Annotated in this window: 14 protein-coding genes and 3 rRNA genes; 2 read left to right on the top strand and 15 right to left on the bottom strand. The window is 41.7% G+C overall.

What is annotated here, in order from left to right; translation table 11 throughout:
• Nucleotides 1-134 precede the first annotated feature (134 nt).
• Both P0G38_RS08020 and P0G38_RS08015 read right to left on the bottom strand, forming a co-directional pair.
• On the bottom strand, nt 135-1,499 hold the full coding sequence (locus P0G38_RS08020) for an FAD-dependent oxidoreductase (protein WP_005226235.1): 1,365 nt from the start codon (nt 1,497-1,499) through the stop codon (nt 135-137).
• Nucleotides 1,496-2,965 (bottom strand): helix-turn-helix domain-containing protein, encoded by a 1,470-nt coding sequence (locus P0G38_RS08015; protein WP_275854991.1) that lies wholly within the window; start codon nt 2,963-2,965, stop codon nt 1,496-1,498. The genes P0G38_RS08020 and P0G38_RS08015 overlap by 4 nt, the downstream gene beginning before the upstream one ends.
• A 162-nt stretch (nt 2,966-3,127) precedes the next feature.
• On the opposite strand from P0G38_RS08015, the gene P0G38_RS08010 reads away from it, so the two are divergent.
• Nucleotides 3,128-4,231: an SLC13 family permease gene (locus P0G38_RS08010; protein WP_275854990.1), complete on the top strand. Its 1,104-nt coding sequence runs from the start codon at nt 3,128-3,130 to the stop codon at nt 4,229-4,231.
• 132 nt (nt 4,232-4,363) lie between these two features.
• Here P0G38_RS08010 and P0G38_RS08005 read toward each other — a convergent pair whose 3' ends face one another.
• From P0G38_RS08005 to P0G38_RS07945, 13 genes are all read right to left on the bottom strand, one after another.
• Nucleotides 4,364-5,077, bottom strand: coding sequence for a class I SAM-dependent methyltransferase (locus P0G38_RS08005; RefSeq protein ID WP_275854988.1), 714 nt, complete (start codon nt 5,075-5,077; stop codon nt 4,364-4,366).
• Complete coding sequence (locus P0G38_RS08000) at nt 5,078-6,085, bottom strand: zinc-binding alcohol dehydrogenase family protein (RefSeq protein WP_275854986.1); 1,008 nt, start codon at nt 6,083-6,085, stop codon at nt 5,078-5,080. It abuts the gene before it with no gap.
• 72 nt (nt 6,086-6,157) lie between these two features.
• On the bottom strand, nt 6,158-7,219 hold the full coding sequence (locus tag P0G38_RS07995) for a hypothetical protein (RefSeq protein WP_142964972.1): 1,062 nt from the start codon (nt 7,217-7,219) through the stop codon (nt 6,158-6,160).
• The gene (locus P0G38_RS07990) at nt 7,191-8,102 is read right to left on the bottom strand and encodes a hypothetical protein (protein WP_275854983.1); all 912 of its coding nucleotides are present in this window, start codon (nt 8,100-8,102) and stop codon (nt 7,191-7,193) included. The genes P0G38_RS07995 and P0G38_RS07990 overlap by 29 nt, the downstream gene beginning before the upstream one ends.
• Nucleotides 8,103-8,241: 139 nt before the next feature.
• A 5S ribosomal RNA gene (gene rrf, locus P0G38_RS07985) occupies nt 8,242-8,357 on the bottom strand.
• A gap of 81 nt (nt 8,358-8,438) precedes the next feature.
• Nucleotides 8,439-11,353: ribosomal RNA gene (locus tag P0G38_RS07980) — 23S ribosomal RNA — on the bottom strand.
• Nucleotides 11,354-11,582: 229 nt separating this feature from the next.
• Nucleotides 11,583-13,141 (bottom strand): 16S ribosomal RNA (locus P0G38_RS07975).
• The 16S, 23S and 5S rRNA genes sit together here, the layout of an rRNA operon.
• Before the next feature lie 539 nt (nt 13,142-13,680).
• The gene (locus P0G38_RS07970; RefSeq protein WP_005230211.1) at nt 13,681-13,866 is read right to left on the bottom strand and encodes a hypothetical protein; all 186 of its coding nucleotides are present in this window, start codon (nt 13,864-13,866) and stop codon (nt 13,681-13,683) included.
• A 139-nt stretch (nt 13,867-14,005) separates the two neighbouring features.
• A complete protein-coding gene (locus P0G38_RS07965; protein WP_016611135.1) occupies nt 14,006-14,527 on the bottom strand; it encodes a GNAT family N-acetyltransferase in 522 nt (173 codons plus the stop codon).
• A 75-nt stretch (nt 14,528-14,602) separates the two neighbouring features.
• The gene (locus P0G38_RS07960) at nt 14,603-15,541 is read right to left on the bottom strand and encodes a dihydroorotate oxidase (RefSeq protein WP_201689250.1); all 939 of its coding nucleotides are present in this window, start codon (nt 15,539-15,541) and stop codon (nt 14,603-14,605) included.
• Between the two features lie 182 nt (nt 15,542-15,723).
• Nucleotides 15,724-16,674 carry an alpha/beta fold hydrolase gene (locus P0G38_RS07955; protein WP_275854976.1) on the bottom strand — a complete coding sequence of 317 codons (951 nt, stop codon included), beginning with the start codon at nt 16,672-16,674 and terminating at the stop codon, nt 15,724-15,726.
• Between the two features lie 307 nt (nt 16,675-16,981).
• The gene (locus P0G38_RS07950) at nt 16,982-17,311 is read right to left on the bottom strand and encodes a metal-sulfur cluster assembly factor (RefSeq protein WP_005231940.1); all 330 of its coding nucleotides are present in this window, start codon (nt 17,309-17,311) and stop codon (nt 16,982-16,984) included.
• Between the two features lie 74 nt (nt 17,312-17,385).
• Nucleotides 17,386-18,321, bottom strand: coding sequence for a YitT family protein (locus P0G38_RS07945; protein ID WP_086299485.1), 936 nt, complete (start codon nt 18,319-18,321; stop codon nt 17,386-17,388).
• A 153-nt stretch (nt 18,322-18,474) separates the two neighbouring features.
• On the opposite strand from P0G38_RS07945, the gene P0G38_RS07940 reads away from it, so the two are divergent.
• Nucleotides 18,475-18,966, top strand: coding sequence for a YajQ family cyclic di-GMP-binding protein (locus P0G38_RS07940; protein WP_005230187.1), 492 nt, complete (start codon nt 18,475-18,477; stop codon nt 18,964-18,966).
• Nucleotides 18,967-19,010: the final 44 nt, after the last annotated feature.

Here is a 19,010-nt window from a genome sequence, read left to right as displayed (position 1 = left end):
TCGAAGTTCAGCACAACCCCACCTGGTTTTAATACGCGATACCTTTCATGGGCGCAATCGCTATTTTCTCCCGATTAACGTCAATTCACAAAAATAAACCTGCGATCATCGCAGGTTTATCAAGACTTACTATTTTACTTTAACAAGCCATCAAGGGCCAATTGATTCAAAAAGTGCAGTGGAAATGAGATGGTTGGATTGAAAAAGTAATCCATTGTTGCTAATTGGTGCAAGGTCGTCTTGCTATTGATCAAGGTTGAGATCGTATTGATGATCTCCAAACTTCCACGATCACTCGTAATGATTTGTCCCCCCATGATCACTTTCGTTTGCTGATCAAAAATCAGTTTTAACGTTACTTCAAAATCCTCATCTGTCGCGAAAAATGTCCGAGAATGAAATGTTTGCGTCACTGAATCTACTTCAAAGCCGTAATACGGTGCCTCGGTCTCATTAATACCTGAACTGCTGACGAAATAGCCAAACAATTTACTGACGACGGTCCGTTGCATTTTTGGAAAAGGAATTTTCGTTGTTCCCCGTTCATTTGCCAATAAATTGGTGGCAGCAACGATCCCGGTGCGGTAAGCATTTGTTACTAAAGGAATATACAAGGAGCTATCCGAATGATTAAATGGGATCGAAACAAGATCCCCAATTGCATAAATCGCTGGGTCAGACGTTTGCAAATACTCATTTGTCGATACCGTGCCATCCAGATTTAATTTCAGAAAATCTTCTACTAGCGCAACATTTGGACGTGGATTGACAGCATAAACGACCACGTCAGCTTGAATTTTCGTTCCATTTGACAGCTCAATTCCTTGATAATCGCCTTTCTCATTTTTGATCGTATGAGCGACATTGCTGTTAAGATAGATCTGCAAATTTTTGGGAAAACGTTCCATCAAAATTTTGGCAATTTCATGATCAAAATAACGGAACAACAGCGTATCCATGCGATCGATCAAATGAACGGCTTTTTGTTGTCCGCTTAAAGATTCCGCTAATTCGAACCCGATCAGACCAGCGCCGACGATCGCAACGGTTTGGGCATTCTCGATTTTTTCTAATGCTTGCTTTGATTGACCAATGGTTTTGTAGGTCGTTATATGTGCTTCGACATCTGAGGCAAACTCCGAACGGAAAGTACTCGATCCCATCGCCAAAATCAAGCCATCATAACTCACTTCATCTTCTTGCTGATAAGATTCCGTTGATGTGACAAAATGAACCGTTTGTTCTTGCGGAAAGATTTTTGTGACTTCACTGTTTAGCATCACATTGATTCCTTCTGAAAGAAGTTCACTGGCAGTTGCCGTTTTGGAATCTTCCAAACGCTGAATGTAACCTTCCAGTACTAAATTCAAACTGCTGGCAACATAACCAAGAACGCTTGATTTTTCTATAATTATCACATCGACTTTTGGGTCAACTTTTTTTAAATGACGGGCAGCAGCAATTCCTGCATGAGAGCCTCCAATAATCACTATTCTCATATCTTTTCCAACTCGCTTTCAAGGTTCTCATTTCGTATTTCATCCACGATTTGATGAAGCCGCTCTTCTTCAAATGGGGTTGCACCACCTGTTAAAATCAATCGTTTTTTATAACGATAGCCTTCCGAGATCTCAGAATGATCAACGATCAATAGATCATAGTCCTTCTCCTTCGTCCCATCGAAGTGAATATTCGGATAGCCAGCCAATTCTTTGATCAAAAAGCGCCGTAAAAAGCCACTGCGTAATCGTGATTGAGTCAGTAAAATCCCTACCGTAAATGCTTTTTCCTGTTTTACTTGAATCCATTGACGGATCAAAAGCAATTCATTGGTCAAATGCTGCTTTTTCTCAAGAGAAAAGGACTGGTTTACGTTTTTCTCCAACTGTTCGATTGCTTGCTGTGCCACTTCGATCAAGTTCTCATTCGCAACACTTTGCGGCTGAAATTCAGCAAAGGCAATAATGCCGCCATGAATATACAACGCTTGGATCGTCACACTCGTCAAGAAGACGCGCAATTCCGTAGAAGTTTCTGTAGTCTTTCTTTCACTATCACCAATGGCCTGCAGCAGCTCCCCATTTAACGCATCGATCTCTTGAAAGAAAAGTGATTTTTGCAAGGAGTCATCCAGTGAAGGGCGAATCAAGCCTTCAGCTAATAAAAATAAATAGAAATATACCGTTTCATAATCGCTCCAGGATACGGCAAAACGACTGAGATAGCGCCCTAATATATTCCGCAAAAGCTGGAACATCGCTTCATTTTCCAATGACTTCAACAATGGATACGAGGCTTCATGCTGTTGCGAGCCGCGATAATCAAAACGGGCTTCCATAATGCCTAACCAAAGCCCGACTTTCCAACGCTCTGCTTGACTAAACGTTGTCTGCAACTGTTTTTCAATGACTCGAATCAAATTGTTGATGGCTGGTGCATTCAAGCGAGCGATCAATTCTTCATTGGGATAACTTTGTGAAAAAAACTGATAATAGAAAAAGCGAATCTGTTTTTCATCCCCAATCAATTTTTTATTTTTTAATTGGATGTCGAATTCTTTCAATAACTGATTGATCGCTTTGAATCGACGAAACAATGAAGCTTCACTCAACATCAGTTCTAACATCATTTTCGTCGTTGACTCATCTCGATGAAAAAACAAATACGACAATATCTGAAAATCGATTGCTTCTGAAAGATACGCATAAAAAAATTGCTTCAGGGAAAAATCAAGAGGCAATACCAATTGCACTTGATCATTTTCTGAATAGATCAAAGCTGCGTCTTCATGGAAAGCAGCTAAATTTTGATGAAGATTTTGAAGTTCTTTTTGCAAAGTGGGCGCGGAAATGGATAACGTTTTTGCAAGTTTTTTATAAGAGACTTCTGAGCCATTCTGAAAAAAAACAGCCAAAATTTGAAAATGTACCTGCTGATTTTTTTCAAGCAGCTGCATCACATTCATTCTTGAACCTCCTTCACCTTTCACATACTAATTTCCCAATTAATGAGTCGTTTGTCAACTATAAAAATTGCCTGAATGTCTTTGAGTTCGATGGAAAAAGCGTTATTTATTGTTCCTAAAGCATAGGAATGGTAAAATTCTTGAGAAGAAAGGTGGTGAACTATGGGAAAACGAATGTTAGCATTTTTTCGAACGGATCGATTATTTTCGATTTCCCTGCTACTAGCATTTATTGCGTGTTTTTTCGGCACCTTCCGTTGGTCGTTTATTGACTTTAAAGTGATTTTATCACTGTTTGGATTAATGTTAGTAATCAATGGGTTAGAAGAAGCTGGTCTTTTACGAGCATTTGGACAAAAATTAGTGGAAAAAAGTCGCAATCTGCGTGACTTGATCCGCGCAATCGTCTTGCTAAGCTTCTTCAGTTCGATGTTTTTAACAAATGACGTGGCTATCTTAACTTTATTGCCCATCTATTTACTCTTAACGAGGAAAGAACAACAGCACACCAGTGTCTTATTAGGCGCTGTCTATTTGATCGTAGCAGCCAATTTAGGAAGCAGCCTGTTTCCATTTGGAAATCCGCAAAATCTATTTTTATTTTCTTACTATCAGATTTCGCTGCCACAATTCATGTGGACTACCGGCACCTTTGTGGGACTTTCATTACTATTACTCCTTGTTTCGATCCAGCTCATCCCAAAGACTCCATTGGAAATCGCCCTGCAAGAAGAACCCTTTGAAAAAAAGCCAGCGCTGCTTAATGCAGGATTATTTGTCCTTATGATTCTTGGTATTTTTAGTGTTCTCCCTATTTCAATCGTCGTGCTTGTCGTCGCAGCCGTGGTTTGGTTTAGCAATAAACGATTATTTGCAAAAGTTGATTATCGGTTACTACTTACCTTTCTCTGTTTCTTCTTGATCGTCGGGAATATTCAAGACCTATCTCTGGTCACCGATCACATTCGACCGTATTTTCAAGAAACGCATCGCGCTTTTTTAGGTAGTATTTTACTCTCCCAAGGAATATCTAACGTTCCAGCAGCAATTTTGATTGCTCCTTTCACCGATTTAGAAAAAGCCGTTCTTTTGGGCGTCAATGTTGGTGGTTTGGGTACATTGATTGCTTCTTTGGCGAATTTGATTGGGTACAAATTATTGAAACAAGCCAGACCAAAAGAAGCGAGAACGTTCCAAAAGCTGTTTTTTATCGTCAACATCGTTTTTTTACTGTTATTAGGCAGCATCGTATACCTTCTATTGTAGCAAATTCACTGTAAAACGAGATTCCAGCATAAGATGTTTCCAGTCAGCAGCCAAAAGAAGCCTAGCTCCTGTACCTGTTTCTTGATCTTATGTCAGAATCTCGTTTTTTTGATACCCATTGTGTGATTTTACTTAAGCTAAAAGAAGCTCAAAAGTGATTTTCGTTTGGCTTTCGACAGTCAATGCCTCACCAAAGACATGTTGAACCATTTGTTGCCGTTGTTCCAATGAATACTCCTCCTCAAAATAAAGATGAAATATTTCTTGATCGATCTCTTCCTTCAAAATATACTCGAATTGCCGACTCTGCCAATCGATCGCTTCTTCTGAAAACCACTTCTTGTACCAAGTGTTTAGGTTCAGGTCATTCTTCGCTGAAAGATTTTTTTCATAAGGCTGAAACACGTTTTCTTCTTCTGCGATCATTCTTAGAATAATCAATTGATGGGCCTTTTTTTGAAACTGAAGCAATGCTTCTTTGTCTCTGACTGCTGGATTCATTGCCATAAAAATACAGGGCCAGTGCTGGTCTGCAGATAAAAAGTCTTTTTGGCTCTGCTGAACCAGATGGAGCTTGTTCATCGGATCTTCCATCGTTTCTTCAATGATTTTTAACATTTCTTTTGAAAAATCAATTGCGTAATACTCATCTACATAAGGATAAAATGCTGAAATGTAGCGGCCAGTCCCCGCAGCAAAGTCAACGAAGGCCGATATCGGGAACACTTTTTGCTCCACCAAAAAAGCTGCTACCTCTTCGGCAATTTTCAATTGGGATTCTCTTTGAATCTGTGCATATTCTTGGGCAAATTCATCCCAAAACAGCATCGCTTCCTCTTCTTCCATCTAGCGGACGCCTCCAGTGATCACTGTCTTTCCTTTCGTTCCTTGCTCAACCGCTTTTGTAGCGAGCTTTAAGGTCTCGATGGTAATTCCTCCATCAAACGTTTGGACCGCAGTCGTATGAATCTTTTTGTCAGCAAGCAACGAGGCGATCCGTTGCAAAATGCTCCCTTGTGTTTCAACCATCAACTGAGCATCTGTTTTTGCGAACATATACTCCCAATAAAAATCGATGCCGAGATTTTTAAATGGATTTAAATCTAGCGCTTCTTTCGTATTCACGATCATTCCGACTTTGCCAAACGGCAAGATTGCTTTCGTTAATTGTGGCAAATAGGCCGAGGCGTCATAAAAAATTGCAACGGCTGAAAAAGGCTCAGTGATTTGTTCAGCCAACGGCAAGCGATGATTAAGTACTTGATCCACTTGATTGTTTTTAAGCCACTGATCGTTCTTAGGACTCGCAGTGCCATAGACTGTCAATCCTGCCCATTTTGCTAGTTGCGCCGCAATTGAGCCAACACCACCGCTGGCATTGACCAATAAAATCGATCCTTCATTCGCGTTTTCTTCAGGCACGTACCCAAATTTTTCAAAAAGTAATTCCCACGCTGTAATACTCGTTAATGGCATAGCTGCAAGATCGCCATCAGAAAAGCCGGCTGGTGCCTTTGCTGCGATCCGAGAATCAACCGTTTGGAACCTTTGATTCGCACCAGGTCGTTGTGTGGTTCCAGCATAAAACACCCGATCACCAACGGCAAAGCCATTAACTGCTGAGCCGATTTCTTTAACGATCCCAACGGCGTCATACCCTTGGATCTGGAACGCTTCACTTAAAGCAGTCATTTGCCGTCTTTTTGTATCGATTGGATTGACCGAAACTGCCTGTACTTCCACCAACAAATCATTTGCTTGGCAATTGGGTATCGGAATTTCCTTTTCAATAAATACATTTGACTCATCTAAAGATCGTCCTTCATAAAAACCTAGTGCTTTGTTTTTCATCATACTGCTCCTTCCAAAAAAAAGTGCTGAATAGTTATAAAAACCATTCTAGCACTTTTAATGAATTTAGAACATTTATTCTTCACCTTCCACGACAAGCGGAACCAAAAATGGATAGCTTGTGAAGAAATCTAATAAGGATCGCTTCCATTGATCTGAATCAATCGTTAGTAAAGTGGACTCTGTATACAAATGGATCGTCAATCGTTGATTTTTATCAAGTAAAACAAGAATTTCGCCTTTGTTTTCTGTGATAAAATCATATTGCTGATTCTCCATTGTAATAATGAAAATTTGATCGAGAACTTCTGCTGCAACAGCAAAGTCCGTCTCCATATCGACAGCCAATGTTTGGGTATTGTCGATCAAGCTTGGTGAAACCGTAAAGCCTAATTCTTTTAAATGCGCCAATACCAAGTTGACATCATAATTAAAGAGCGAAAGCTGATTGACCGAGAAAATATTCTCCGCATGCCATTGACTGATTAAATGCAAAATCTGTTCATCATTGACAACCACCGACTGGGAGTTAGAATTGATAGTCAACAATGGCAAATAATTAGATTGATACGTAGAATTGACTGGATTTAGTTTAAAACTAAACTCGAGCTCCTTTGTTTCTGTTAACCGAAAACGGACATTGAAATGCTTTGTCTTCCATGTGTCATAGTTATCAGTAGCAGTTAAATGAATCGTTTTTAATGGTTTCAAGAATTCATAGGCATAGTATTCAAGCAATGTCTTTTTGGCGATCACCGAAATATCTTGATCTGTTAAAATCAACTGGCGGTAATGAGCAAGCAATCCAGAAAAATCAGCTTCCATAATTGATTTTCTCAATTTTAAATCAGCTAGTTCGTTTTCGGCTTGCTCAATAAGCGATTCGATTCGTTGGTGATCTTGCGCTTTTACAGCATAATAATCATCTTCGTAGTCAGTTTCTTCTTTCGCTGAATCAAAAGAATCATCCACTACATTTCCACTATCTTCTACTAAAGGACCATCATTCACTAAGTCCGTCGCATTTGTTGGTACGTTTTCCTCGACTTCATTAGCTCCTTCTGTTTGGACCTCTAGAGTCGGTTCCTGCTCCAGCAGCTGTGATTCCTCAGGATTCGTCTGCGTTTCTTTCGTCAACTTCAGTCAGCTCCTTTCCAGTATAGTGAGCTAAGAAAGCCATTATTTTTGCCGTAAATTCATCAAATGATCCAAAAAAGGTATCAATTTGACGGAATTCTTTTTCCACGATTGCTTTCTTTAAGCGCAATGTTTGGTATTGCTGTTGCAGACGCTCTTTTTCAGCAAAAACCTCTTCGTCATTATTTGAATATCTTTCCCATTCCCGACGTTTGGCTTCTAATGCTTTTCGCTCAGAAGTCAACTGCTCTAGTTCTTCATCGATTTTTGTCCGATTGAAAAAGCCCTTTGACTCACTCAATTCATTTACAGATGCCGTAAGCTTATCGATCTGATTTTGGATTTCCTTTACTTCTGATAGGGCAGTGATCCGTTTGGCTTCCAGCTTATCCATTTGTTGTTCGATGGCTGTCAGCATCTCACGATCGCCTCGTTGAAACTTCTCCCATTCTTCGTCTATCTCAGGGATAACAAAAATTTCTGGAATGCTCGCATCGATACCAATCGTCGCTCGCTCATGATAATAGGTCCCTATCTTATAGTAATGCACGGTAGGAGATATTTTGGCACAATGCATCATGAAAGGAAATGTTTGGGTGAAGTTATCATGGAACTTTCTTGATAGTAATTCGTCAATCTCATGATTTTGATTTGATGTTTCTTTTAGCTGTTTATGCAATCGACCATTATATATACGATAAATTTCAGGAATATCCTCTTTTTCGATCGCTACTTCAAAATCTTGCAGGTCTTGCAGCATCTGACCGATATTTTTTGAGGCGACTTGTTTGATATCGCCAAAGGATACTTCTTCATTCGTTGAAACTGAAACAACGTCTTGATCTTGAACAAATTTTTGTTCTTTTTTGGCATCGTCAGTCATATGATCCCTCCTAAAAATACTTCACTACTAGTGTATCATTTTTTTCCATAAAAAGTTATTTTAAGTGATTGTTTTTAGAAAAATGATACATCATTGTAATAACAAAAAAACACATGTCAGTGAAGACATGTGTTTGACTGCGTGGCGACGTCCTACTCTCACAAAGGGAAACCCTTCACTACAATCGGCGCTAAGAAGCTTAACTTCTGTGTTCGGCATGGTTACAGGTGTATCCTTCTTGCTATCGCCACCACACTATTCAATTGAGTAAGTTTTGCTCACTCAAAACTGGATCGAAGAAATCAAAACTCTACGAGTTTACGTGCTTTTTTCTTTTTGGTTAAGTCCTCGATCGATTAGTATCAGTCCGCTCCAACCATCACTGGCCTTCCACTTCTGACCTATCTACCTGATCATCTCTCAGGGATCTTACTTTCTTAAAGAAATGGGAAATCTCATCTTGAGGTGGGCTTCACACTTAGATGCTTTCAGCGTTTATCCCTTCCCTACATAGCTACCCAGCGATGCCTCTGGCGAGACAACTGGTACACCAGCGGTAAGTCCATCCCGGTCCTCTCGTACTAAGGACAGCTCCTCTCAAATTTCCAACGCCCGCGACGGATAGGGACCGAACTGTCTCACGACGTTCTGAACCCAGCTCGCGTGCCGCTTTAATGGGCGAACAGCCCAACCCTTGGGACCGACTACAGCCCCAGGATGCGACGAGCCGACATCGAGGTGCCAAACCTCCCCGTCGATGTGGACTCTTGGGGGAGATAAGCCTGTTATCCCCAGGGTAGCTTTTATCCGTTGAGCGATGGCCCTTCCATGCGGAACCACCGGATCACTAAGCCCGACTTTCGTCCCTGCTCGAGTTGTAGCTCTCGCAGTCAAGCTCCCTTCTGCCTTTACACTCTTCGAATGATTTCCAACCATTCTGAGGGAACCTTTGGGCGCCTCCGTTACCTTTTAGGAGGCGACCGCCCCAGTCAAACTGCCCATCTGACACTGTCTCCCAGCCCGATAAGGGCTGCGGGTTAGAGTGGCCATAACGCAAGGGTAGTATCCCACCATTGCCTCCATCGAAACTGGCGTCCCGATCTCTACGGCTCCTACCTATCCTGTACATGCGGTACAGACACTCAATATCAAACTACAGTAAAGCTCCATGGGGTCTTTCCGTCCTGTCGCGGGTAACCTGCATCTTCACAGGTACTAAAATTTCACCGAGTCTCTCGTTGAGACAGTGCCCAAATCGTTACGCCTTTCGTGCGGGTCGGAACTTACCCGACAAGGAATTTCGCTACCTTAGGACCGTTATAGTTACGGCCGCCGTTTACTGGGGCTTCAATTCGTACCTTCGCTTACGCTAAGCACTCCTCTTAACCTTCCAGCACCGGGCAGGCGTCAGCCCCTATACGTCATCTTTCGATTTTGCAGAGACCTGTGTTTTTGATAAACAGTCGCTTGGGCCTATTCACTGCGGCTGCTCGTTAGAGCAGCACCCCTTCTCCCGAAGTTACGGGGTCATTTTGCCGAGTTCCTTAACGAGAGTTCTCTCGCTCACCTTAGGATTCTCTCCTCGACTACCTGTGTCGGTTTGCGGTACGGGCCGTTGTTTTCTCACTAGAAGCTTTTCTTGGCAGTGTGACATCAGAAGCTTCGGTACTATTATTTCCCTCCTCATCACAGCTTGTCCGTATAGGTAGAAGCATTTGACTCCTACCAAGACTTACTGCTTGAACAGACATATCCATCAGTCTGCACTTCTTAGCCTCCTGCGTCCCTCCATTGCTCAAACAAAAACAACGGGTACAGGAATATCAACCTGTTGTCCATCGCCTACGCCTGTCGGCCTCGGCTTAGGTCCCGACTAACCCTGGGCGGACGAGCCTTCCCCAGGAAACCTTAGTCATTCGGTGGACAGGATTCTCACCTGTCTTTCGCTACTCATACCGGCATTCTCACTTCTAAGCGCTCCAGCAGTCCTCACGATCTGCCTTCAACGCCCTTAGAACGCTCTCCTACCAATGCACCTAATGGTGCACTCCACAGCTTCGGTAAACTATTTAGCCCCGGTACATTTTCGGCGCAGGGTCACTCGACTAGTGAGCTATTACGCACTCTTTAAATGGTGGCTGCTTCTAAGCCAACATCCTAGTTGTCTGTGCAACCCCACATCCTTTTCCACTTAATAGTTATTTGGGGACCTTAGCTGGTGGTCTGGGCTGTTTCCCTTTCGACTATGGATCTTATCACTCACAGTCTGACTCCCGGATATGAATGAATGGCATTCGGAGTTTATCTGAATTCGGTAACCCGAGATGGGCCCCTAGTCCAAACAGTGCTCTACCTCCATCATTCTCAATTCCGAGGCTAGCCCTAAAGCTATTTCGGAGAGAACCAGCTATCTCCAAGTTCGTTTGGAATTTCTCCGCTACCCACACCTCATCCCCGCACTTTTCAACGTACGTGGGTTCGGTCCTCCAGTGCGTTTTACCGCACCTTCAACCTGGACATGGGTAGATCACATGGTTTCGGGTCTACGACAACATACTCATTCGCCCTATTCAGACTCGCTTTCGCTACGGCTCCGTCTCTTCAACTTAACCTCGCATGCTATCGTAACTCGCCGGTTCATTCTACAAAAGGCACGCTATCACCCATTAACGGGCTCTAACTTGTTGTAGGCACACGGTTTCAGGATCTATTTCACTCCCCTTCCGGGGTGCTTTTCACCTTTCCCTCACGGTACTGGTTCACTATCGGTCACTAGGGAGTATTTAGCCTTGGGAGATGGTCCTCCCGGATTCCGACGGAATTCCTCGTGTTCCGCCGTACTCAGGATCCTCCTAGGTGTTATCCAAATTTCGTCTACGGGGTTTTTACCCTCTTTGACATACTTTTCCAAGTATTTCGACTATCTGAATAGACTACCATATCGGAGTCCTACAACCCCAACAAGCAAGCTTGTTGGTTTGGGCTTTTCCCGTTTCGCTCGCCGCTACTCAGGGAATCGAATTTTCTTTCTCTTCCTGCAGGTACTTAGATGTTTCAGTTCTCTGCGTCTACCTCGACTGCGCTATGTATTCACGCAGACGTAACATCCTATAAAAGATGCTGGGTTCCCCCATTCGGAAATCTCTGGATCATAGCTTACTTACAGCTCCCCAAAGCATATCGGTGTTAGTCCCGTCCTTCATCGGCTCCTAGTGCCAAGGCATCCACCGTGCGCCCTTATTCACTTAACCTTTGACCTTACGGTCGGTTTTGAGTACTTCTTCTAGCGATAGAAGGTTGCTCAAGAAAATAAGCGTTGAACTTATTAAAAAACTCTTTTAACATTTCAACTCGGTGTGTGTTACTTGTTTTGATTATTTCTTCGATATCCAGTTTTCAATGAACAAATTTTGTTTGAGAGTAAACCTCTCAAAACTGAACAAAGGCAAACGATGTGTAGTCTTCCGAAATATTCCTTAGAAAGGAGGTGATCCAGCCGCACCTTCCGATACGGCTACCTTGTTACGACTTCACCCCAATCATCTATCCCACCTTAGGCGGCTGGCTCCAAAAGGTTACCTCACCGACTTCGGGTGTTACAAACTCTCGTGGTGTGACGGGCGGTGTGTACAAGGCCCGGGAACGTATTCACCGCGGCGTGCTGATCCGCGATTACTAGCGATTCCGGCTTCATGTAGGCGAGTTGCAGCCTACAATCCGAACTGAGAGAAGCTTTAAGAGATTAGCTTAGCCTCGCGACTTCGCAACTCGTTGTACTTCCCATTGTAGCACGTGTGTAGCCCAGGTCATAAGGGGCATGATGATTTGACGTCATCCCCACCTTCCTCCGGTTTGTCACCGGCAGTCTCGCTAGAGTGCCCAACTAAATGATGGCAACTAACAATAAGGGTTGCGCTCGTTGCGGGACTTAACCCAACATCTCACGACACGAGCTGACGACAACCATGCACCACCTGTCACTTTGCCCCCGAAGGGGAAGCTCTATCTCTAGAGTGGTCAAAGGATGTCAAGACCTGGTAAGGTTCTTCGCGTTGCTTCGAATTAAACCACATGCTCCACCGCTTGTGCGGGCCCCCGTCAATTCCTTTGAGTTTCAACCTTGCGGTCGTACTCCCCAGGCGGAGTGCTTAATGCGTTTGCTGCAGCACTGAAGGGCGGAAACCCTCCAACACTTAGCACTCATCGTTTACGGCGTGGACTACCAGGGTATCTAATCCTGTTCGCTCCCCACGCTTTCGAGCCTCAGCGTCAGTTACAGACCAGAGAGCCGCCTTCGCCACTGGTGTTCCTCCATATATCTACGCATTTCACCGCTACACATGGAATTCCACTCTCCTCTTCTGCACTCAAGTCTCCCAGTTTCCAATGACCCTCCCCGGTTGAGCCGGGGGCTTTCACATCAGACTTAAGAAACCGCCTGCGCTCGCTTTACGCCCAATAAATCCGGACAACGCTTGCCACCTACGTATTACCGCGGCTGCTGGCACGTAGTTAGCCGTGGCTTTCTGGTTAGATACCGTCAAGGGATGAACATTTTACTCTCATCCTTGTTCTTCTCTAACAACAGAGTTTTACGATCCGAAAACCTTCTTCACTCACGCGGCGTTGCTCGGTCAGACTTTCGTCCATTGCCGAAGATTCCCTACTGCTGCCTCCCGTAGGAGTCTGGGCCGTGTCTCAGTCCCAGTGTGGCCGATCACCCTCTCAGGTCGGCTATGCATCGTTGCCTTGGTGAGCCGTTACCTCACCAACTAGCTAATGCACCGCGGGTCCATCCATCAGTGACGCAAAAGCGCCTTTCAACTTTCTTCCATGCGGAAAATAGTGTTATACGGTATTAGCACCTGTTTCCAAGTGTTATCCCCTTCTGATGGGCAGGTTACCCACGTGTTACTCACCCGTTCGCCACTCTTTTTCTTTCGGTGGAGCAAGCTCCGGTGAAAGAAAAAGCGTTCGACTTGCATGTATTAGGCACGCCGCCAGCGTTCGTCCTGAGCCAGGATCAAACTCTCATAATGATTTGTTTGAATGACCATACGGTCATTAAGCTCATAAAAATTAACTTTGCTAGCTATTGCTTGCATGTATTTGTTTCAATAAATTGAAACGTCCTACACATTGGTTCGTTTGCTTGCTTTGTTCAGTTTTCAAAGGTCTACCGTGCTGTGTTAGCAACTTTTACATCATATCAGAGTGACATTTGATTGTCAACTCTTTTTAAAAGTTTTTTTCGCTCGTTGTTTTTCAACTTCGTAGCGGCTGTCTCAGCGACTTAATTAGAATAACAAATGATTTGTTATTTGTCAACAACTTTTTTTAATTAATTTTGTTGATTTATCAACATCAATTAACTGTTTTATTATTGCGACTTCGTTATAATATCATCTGTTTTATTTTTGGTCAAGTCTTTTTTTGAAGATTTTTCAACTGTTGTTTTGACCCGCTGGCTCAATTGCCAACGTTGAATACTTTATCATTCTATGAATGAAAGAGCAAGCTTTTTTTCTGAAATTTTTCCAATTAACAAAAATAAAGAAAAAAACTACCAAAAGGTAGTTTAATCAATATCGATCGTACGGAAACGGATTTGATTTTGATCGTCTCGTTTTAAGGTTGTTTCTTCTTTCAAATAAGAGAACTTCTTCTCATCGATCGCTGGATTTTCAAGCATTTCTTCATACCCTGCAAAAATATCATGGATGTATTTTTTATAAGCTTTTTTCTTTTTGATTCTTTTCTTCATTTGGCACCGTCCTTTACGTGCTTATCTTAGCAAGCCGAAAGGATTCTGACAACCATTATCCACATTTTCATACCAAAAATTCACTTTGACACACTTTTTCCATTCTTTCGGCCAAGTGACAAGAATAGAAAAAGAATGTTTAGTTTGTGATCAAACGTTTTTGAAAAGCCAATCGCTCTCCATTCGGAAAAGGAAATGTTACCTCTCCTTTATATTGATAGCCAGCTGCTTGGATATTCTTTTGCATCCCAATATTGGCTTTATACGTATCGATACGCAAATCAACGATTCCTTGCTCTAATGCAACCACTTCAAGAGCTTGCAGCAATTTGGCACTTAACTTTTGCCCTTTAAAATGAGAACTGACAACGACGCGATGAATGGATAGATACGGACCATTTCCATCCCACCCTGCGCCGGTAATTGCGTTGTAGACAGGATCATCACCAGAAACCAGTGCCGCAGACGCTGCGATTTTCCCATCTTTCACTAACACATAGCTTTCGCCTTTTGCAATATCTTCTTTGATTTGAGTTTCTTTTGGGCCATAGCCATTTTGCCATTGTGGTGATCCTTGAGCTTTTAAAAAAGCAATTCCTTCCTCAATCAGCGCCATTAACTCCGTTAAATCGTCCTCAGTTGTTTTACGAAATTTCTCCATTTAACCCCACCTTTCTTCTATCACTTTCTTCTATAAAAAGAAACAGATGATGATAGAAAGTCGTCAATAGTCGCTTTAATCAATCGTTTTTAGTTTGCCTTGAAATTCACTGATTGATTGATATCCTTTTTCTTTCATGATCGTTTCTAATTCTTTCGTCAATCGTTCAAAGATCGCCGGCCCTTCTTTTTGCAACTCTGTGCCGATCTGCAATATAGAGGCACCACACAACAAATGCTCATACGCATCTTGACCATTACGAATCCCACCTGTACCAATAATTTTGATTTCTGGCTTGAGACGTGTATAGAAAGCCCGCACATTGGCTAATGCCGTTGGTTTCACATATTCGCCTCCGAGACCACCAAAACCACCTTTTGGTTTGATGACTACCGAGTCAGTAGCAGGATCGATGAATAAAGCATTCCCAATACTATTGATTGAATTGATGTAGGTTAACGGATACTTGTTTAATATCTTAGCCATCTCATCAAAGTGAGCCAAATCAAAGTATGGCGGCAATTTGACACCTAAAGGTTTTGTGAAAAAACCAAAGACTGTTTCAAGAATTTGATCGGTCAAAGGAAAATCATAGGCAACTTGTGGTTTTCCTGGCACGTTTGGACAAGAAAGATTCAACTCAGTGATTCCTTCAAAATCACTTTCTTGGATCTTCTTCAATAACTCAATGTTTTCAGCCACACTCATACCAGCGACAGAGAAAAAGAAAGGCGCTTGCTGAGTCATTTCCTGCTGTTTTTTGATGGCATAATCTAAGTAGTAGTCCACCCCTAGATTTGGTAATCCCATTGAATTGATGCTTCCTAACGGTAAATCGGTATAACGTGGTTCTGGATTTCCGGCACGTGCTTCTAGCGTTGCACTCTTTGTGACAAATGATCCAGCTGCTGATGCCGCTAATTCATCTAATTCCTCGATCGTCATACAATGGACTCCTGAGGCGTTCATAAACGGATTTTCGTATGTATATTTCCCAAAATTCGTAGCTAACATTGATTCATTCCTCCAATCTTTTCAACTAGTTTACCGTTTCATTTCTGAAAATGCAACGGTCCTTTTACAAAGCTCCTCTTTCAATATAATTGTTCATTTTTCGGGATGCTCAGATTGAATGCCTATTTGCAATTCTATTAGTTACACGAGTCGGGTACAGTATCAAACTGTCCGTTAAAAAATTAAAAACACTTTACTTTTGAGAGTACTTCCATAAATTTGTCTGGTTCATCAATAAATGGCATATGAGCGGAATGAGAAAATGTATAAAATTTTTTTTCATTTGCATCGACACTGTGAAAGAATCGTTTTGCCTCTTTATACGATGTTGAACTATCCAATTCTCCATGAATGATATGAATCGGGATTTCAATATTTCTAACTACCTCTTGAAGTGGTGTATCTAGGATTTGACTGATGAGTTTTTCAGAAGCTTGAAACATTCCTTTAAAGAAGCAAATTTTTTCATTAACAGTATAATACGGAAATAGAAAGACCGCTTTTAATAGCTTACTATTTTGATAGCCTTCACGTGTCACTCCAAATCCATACTTTTCTGTATATTTCATACTGGCACTTCCATAAGGCATACTTTCTTTATTGATTTTATATGTATCGAAAAAGTTGTCTGGCAGATCGAGTTTTTCAAATCGGCGTAACGCTATTTTGTCATTTCTTCTATAAGCCTCTTTTAAAATTGCCTGATATTTTTCTTTTTCTGAATTCCTCATACAATTTATTTGTCCCACACCAATATATGCATAATAATAGTCTGGTTTTTCTTGAACCGCGAGACTCGCTAAGTAAGATCCCCAAGAATGGCCCAAGACATAAATTTTGTCTTGATTAAACATATACCTCAACTGCTCTGTCACTTTGAGGACATCTGCTGTGAGTGTTTCAATATTAAAAGCCTCTTCATCAGGCAAACTACAAGACATCCCTACCCATCTCTGATCCCAATAGCAAGTATGGAAATCTTGATTGAATTTTACTTGCCGCTTCCATATAAAGGGTAAAATTGGTGCAGTTCCATGAACGAATAATAAAACTGGAGCATTCTTGTTCATATTTCTTTCTACAATTAAGCCTTGCTTCACTCCGTTTATTTCTAAATATATTTTTTCAATCATTGTGAACCCCATTTCTCTTTTTCATTTATGAGTACGCTATTTTCGTTTTGACTTTTTCCACGCCTTGGAATTAAAGTTCTATAAGAACTTATTATAACTGCCTTAGTTCCTACTTTATCATAATTCTAACTATAATATCATTACTTTTTATAAAGTTTAAACACCATAAAATAACTACTAAATTTTCCGATATCCAACTATTCTCTTTTTCATTTTCGTTTATTTACCTTTTTCTGAATAAAAAAAGACACTCAATTTCTTGAGCATCTTCAATGGTTCTTTATTATTTCTATCATTATCATGCTTATTAACGAATCCCCAAAGCAATCCGTGCATAACGACTCATTTTATCGGTCGTCCAAGCGGGATACCAGACTAGTTTTACTTCTGGATTTTTGACTTCTGGAATATCGCTTAATGCTTCGTGTATCGATTCAGTCAATACGTCGGCTAAGGGACAGCCCATTGTTGTTAAGGTCATTTTGATTACGGTGTTGCCTGTTTCTGCATCAAATTCGACTTCATAAACTAAGCCTAGATTCACTATATCAATCCCCAACTCAGGGTCAATCACGGTTTCCAAGGCAGCCAAGACACGCTCTTTGATTGCTTCTGCTTCTACTTCAGTATATGCCACGGTTGAAGACCTCCTTTAATTCTTGTTTCAAATAATACCTTCTTTTGCAAGATTTGTAAATGGACGATCCTTGATTATGGACGGCTTTTCTTGTGTATTTTCAGTTCTGGGAAGACCCCTGTCGTTTTAAAGGTCCGTTGTTCATCATCTGTCGCAAAACGGCCTGTAATCGATTGGGTCGGCACAAAATTAATAAACGCATTGCCGTCAGCTTCTAAAACGGCTTGTTCTAAATCGTAGATCTCGTAGCGCGTCACGACCATCATGATCATATTGCCAGGTACGCCTGAATACCCTCCGACTGAGGGGAACAAAGTCATGCCGCGAAACACATGCTTAGAAATATTTTTCCCAACAGCTTCCGCATTGGTCGTAATAATCATTGCCGTTACCTTTTGATGACTTGTGTGCAGCATGTCCACAACGTAGCTCATCGCGAAAATCGAAATGATCGTGTACAAGGCACTTTCCCAAGAAAAGACGAAACCTGAGACCATGACAATGATGCCGTTTAAAATAAACATATATTTACCGACTGTTTTTCCAGTCGTTTTTGATAATATCAACGAAAGGATATCCATTCCGCCGGTGGTAAAACCCATTTTCAGTGAAAACGCAACGCCGACGCCCAACAGTACGCCACCTAGCAAAGCATTAACCAAAATATTGTCGGTGATCGCTCCTTGCGGAAGGACAATTGTTAATACGGAAACGACAACGACATTGATAAAGCTCAACAGTGTCGATGATTTCCCGAGTTTGATGAACCCGAGAACAAAGATAGGCAAGTTTAAGAGGAAAATAAACAGCCCTGTACTAAGGTGAACGCCAAAATGTTCCAAGGCAAGTGCCACGATCAATTGGGCGACCCCGTTCATCCCAGCGGAAAGAACGTTTGCGGGAATCAAAAAGAAATTTAAAGCAATGGCTGCAGTGATACCTGACAGCAAAATAACCCCTATTTTTTTCAATCGTTCTGATTGTTCGTGCTTCGTTAATAACTTACTCACAATGATCTAGCTCCTTCACTAAAAATATCCTTCCAAAGAATAGCAGTTTGTGTGAAAAAATGAAACAATTATTTGCAAAAATTTACTTTTCATTCCCGCATCGTTCGCCTCCATGTTAAAATCATAGGTAAGAGATGAGAGGAGTGATTGATTTTGGCAAAAGAAGCAAGTTTTGATGTCGTATCTGAGATCAACACAGAAGAAGTGAAAAACGCCATTCAACAGGCGGAAAAAGAATTGAAAAACCGATTTGATTTTAAAGGCTCCACGGTAGAAATCAAGATGACTGAGGGCAAACTGACGATCGTTGGAGATGACGAATTTAAGTTGGAGCAAATCAAAGATGTGCTCTTTGCGAAGCTGATCAAACGGAATGTACCAACGAAAAATATTCAATTTGGCGAAACGGAGCATGCCTTGGGGGCAAAAGCTCGTCAAACGGCAGAATTGATCAATGGCATCGATAAAGAAAACGCCAAAAAAATAACGACAGCGATCAAAAACGCCAAGCTAAAAGTTAAAACCCAAATTCAAGACAATCAAATTCGGGTAACAGGCAAAAGTCGTGACGATCTCCAAGAGGTGATCCAATTGTTGCGTAAACTGCCCTTGACGATCGACTTACAGTTTACAAATTATCGCTAATCAAAAAAACTAGAACAGAGTCTAACGTGATGGTTAGGCAAAAT

The organism is Enterococcus casseliflavus (genome assembly GCF_029215545.1).
Classification (GTDB): Bacteria; Bacillota; Bacilli; order Lactobacillales; family Enterococcaceae; genus Enterococcus_D; species Enterococcus_D casseliflavus.
The sequence above is the reverse complement of the archived record's forward strand: the minus strand, read 5'-3'. Positions and strand labels throughout refer to the sequence as shown.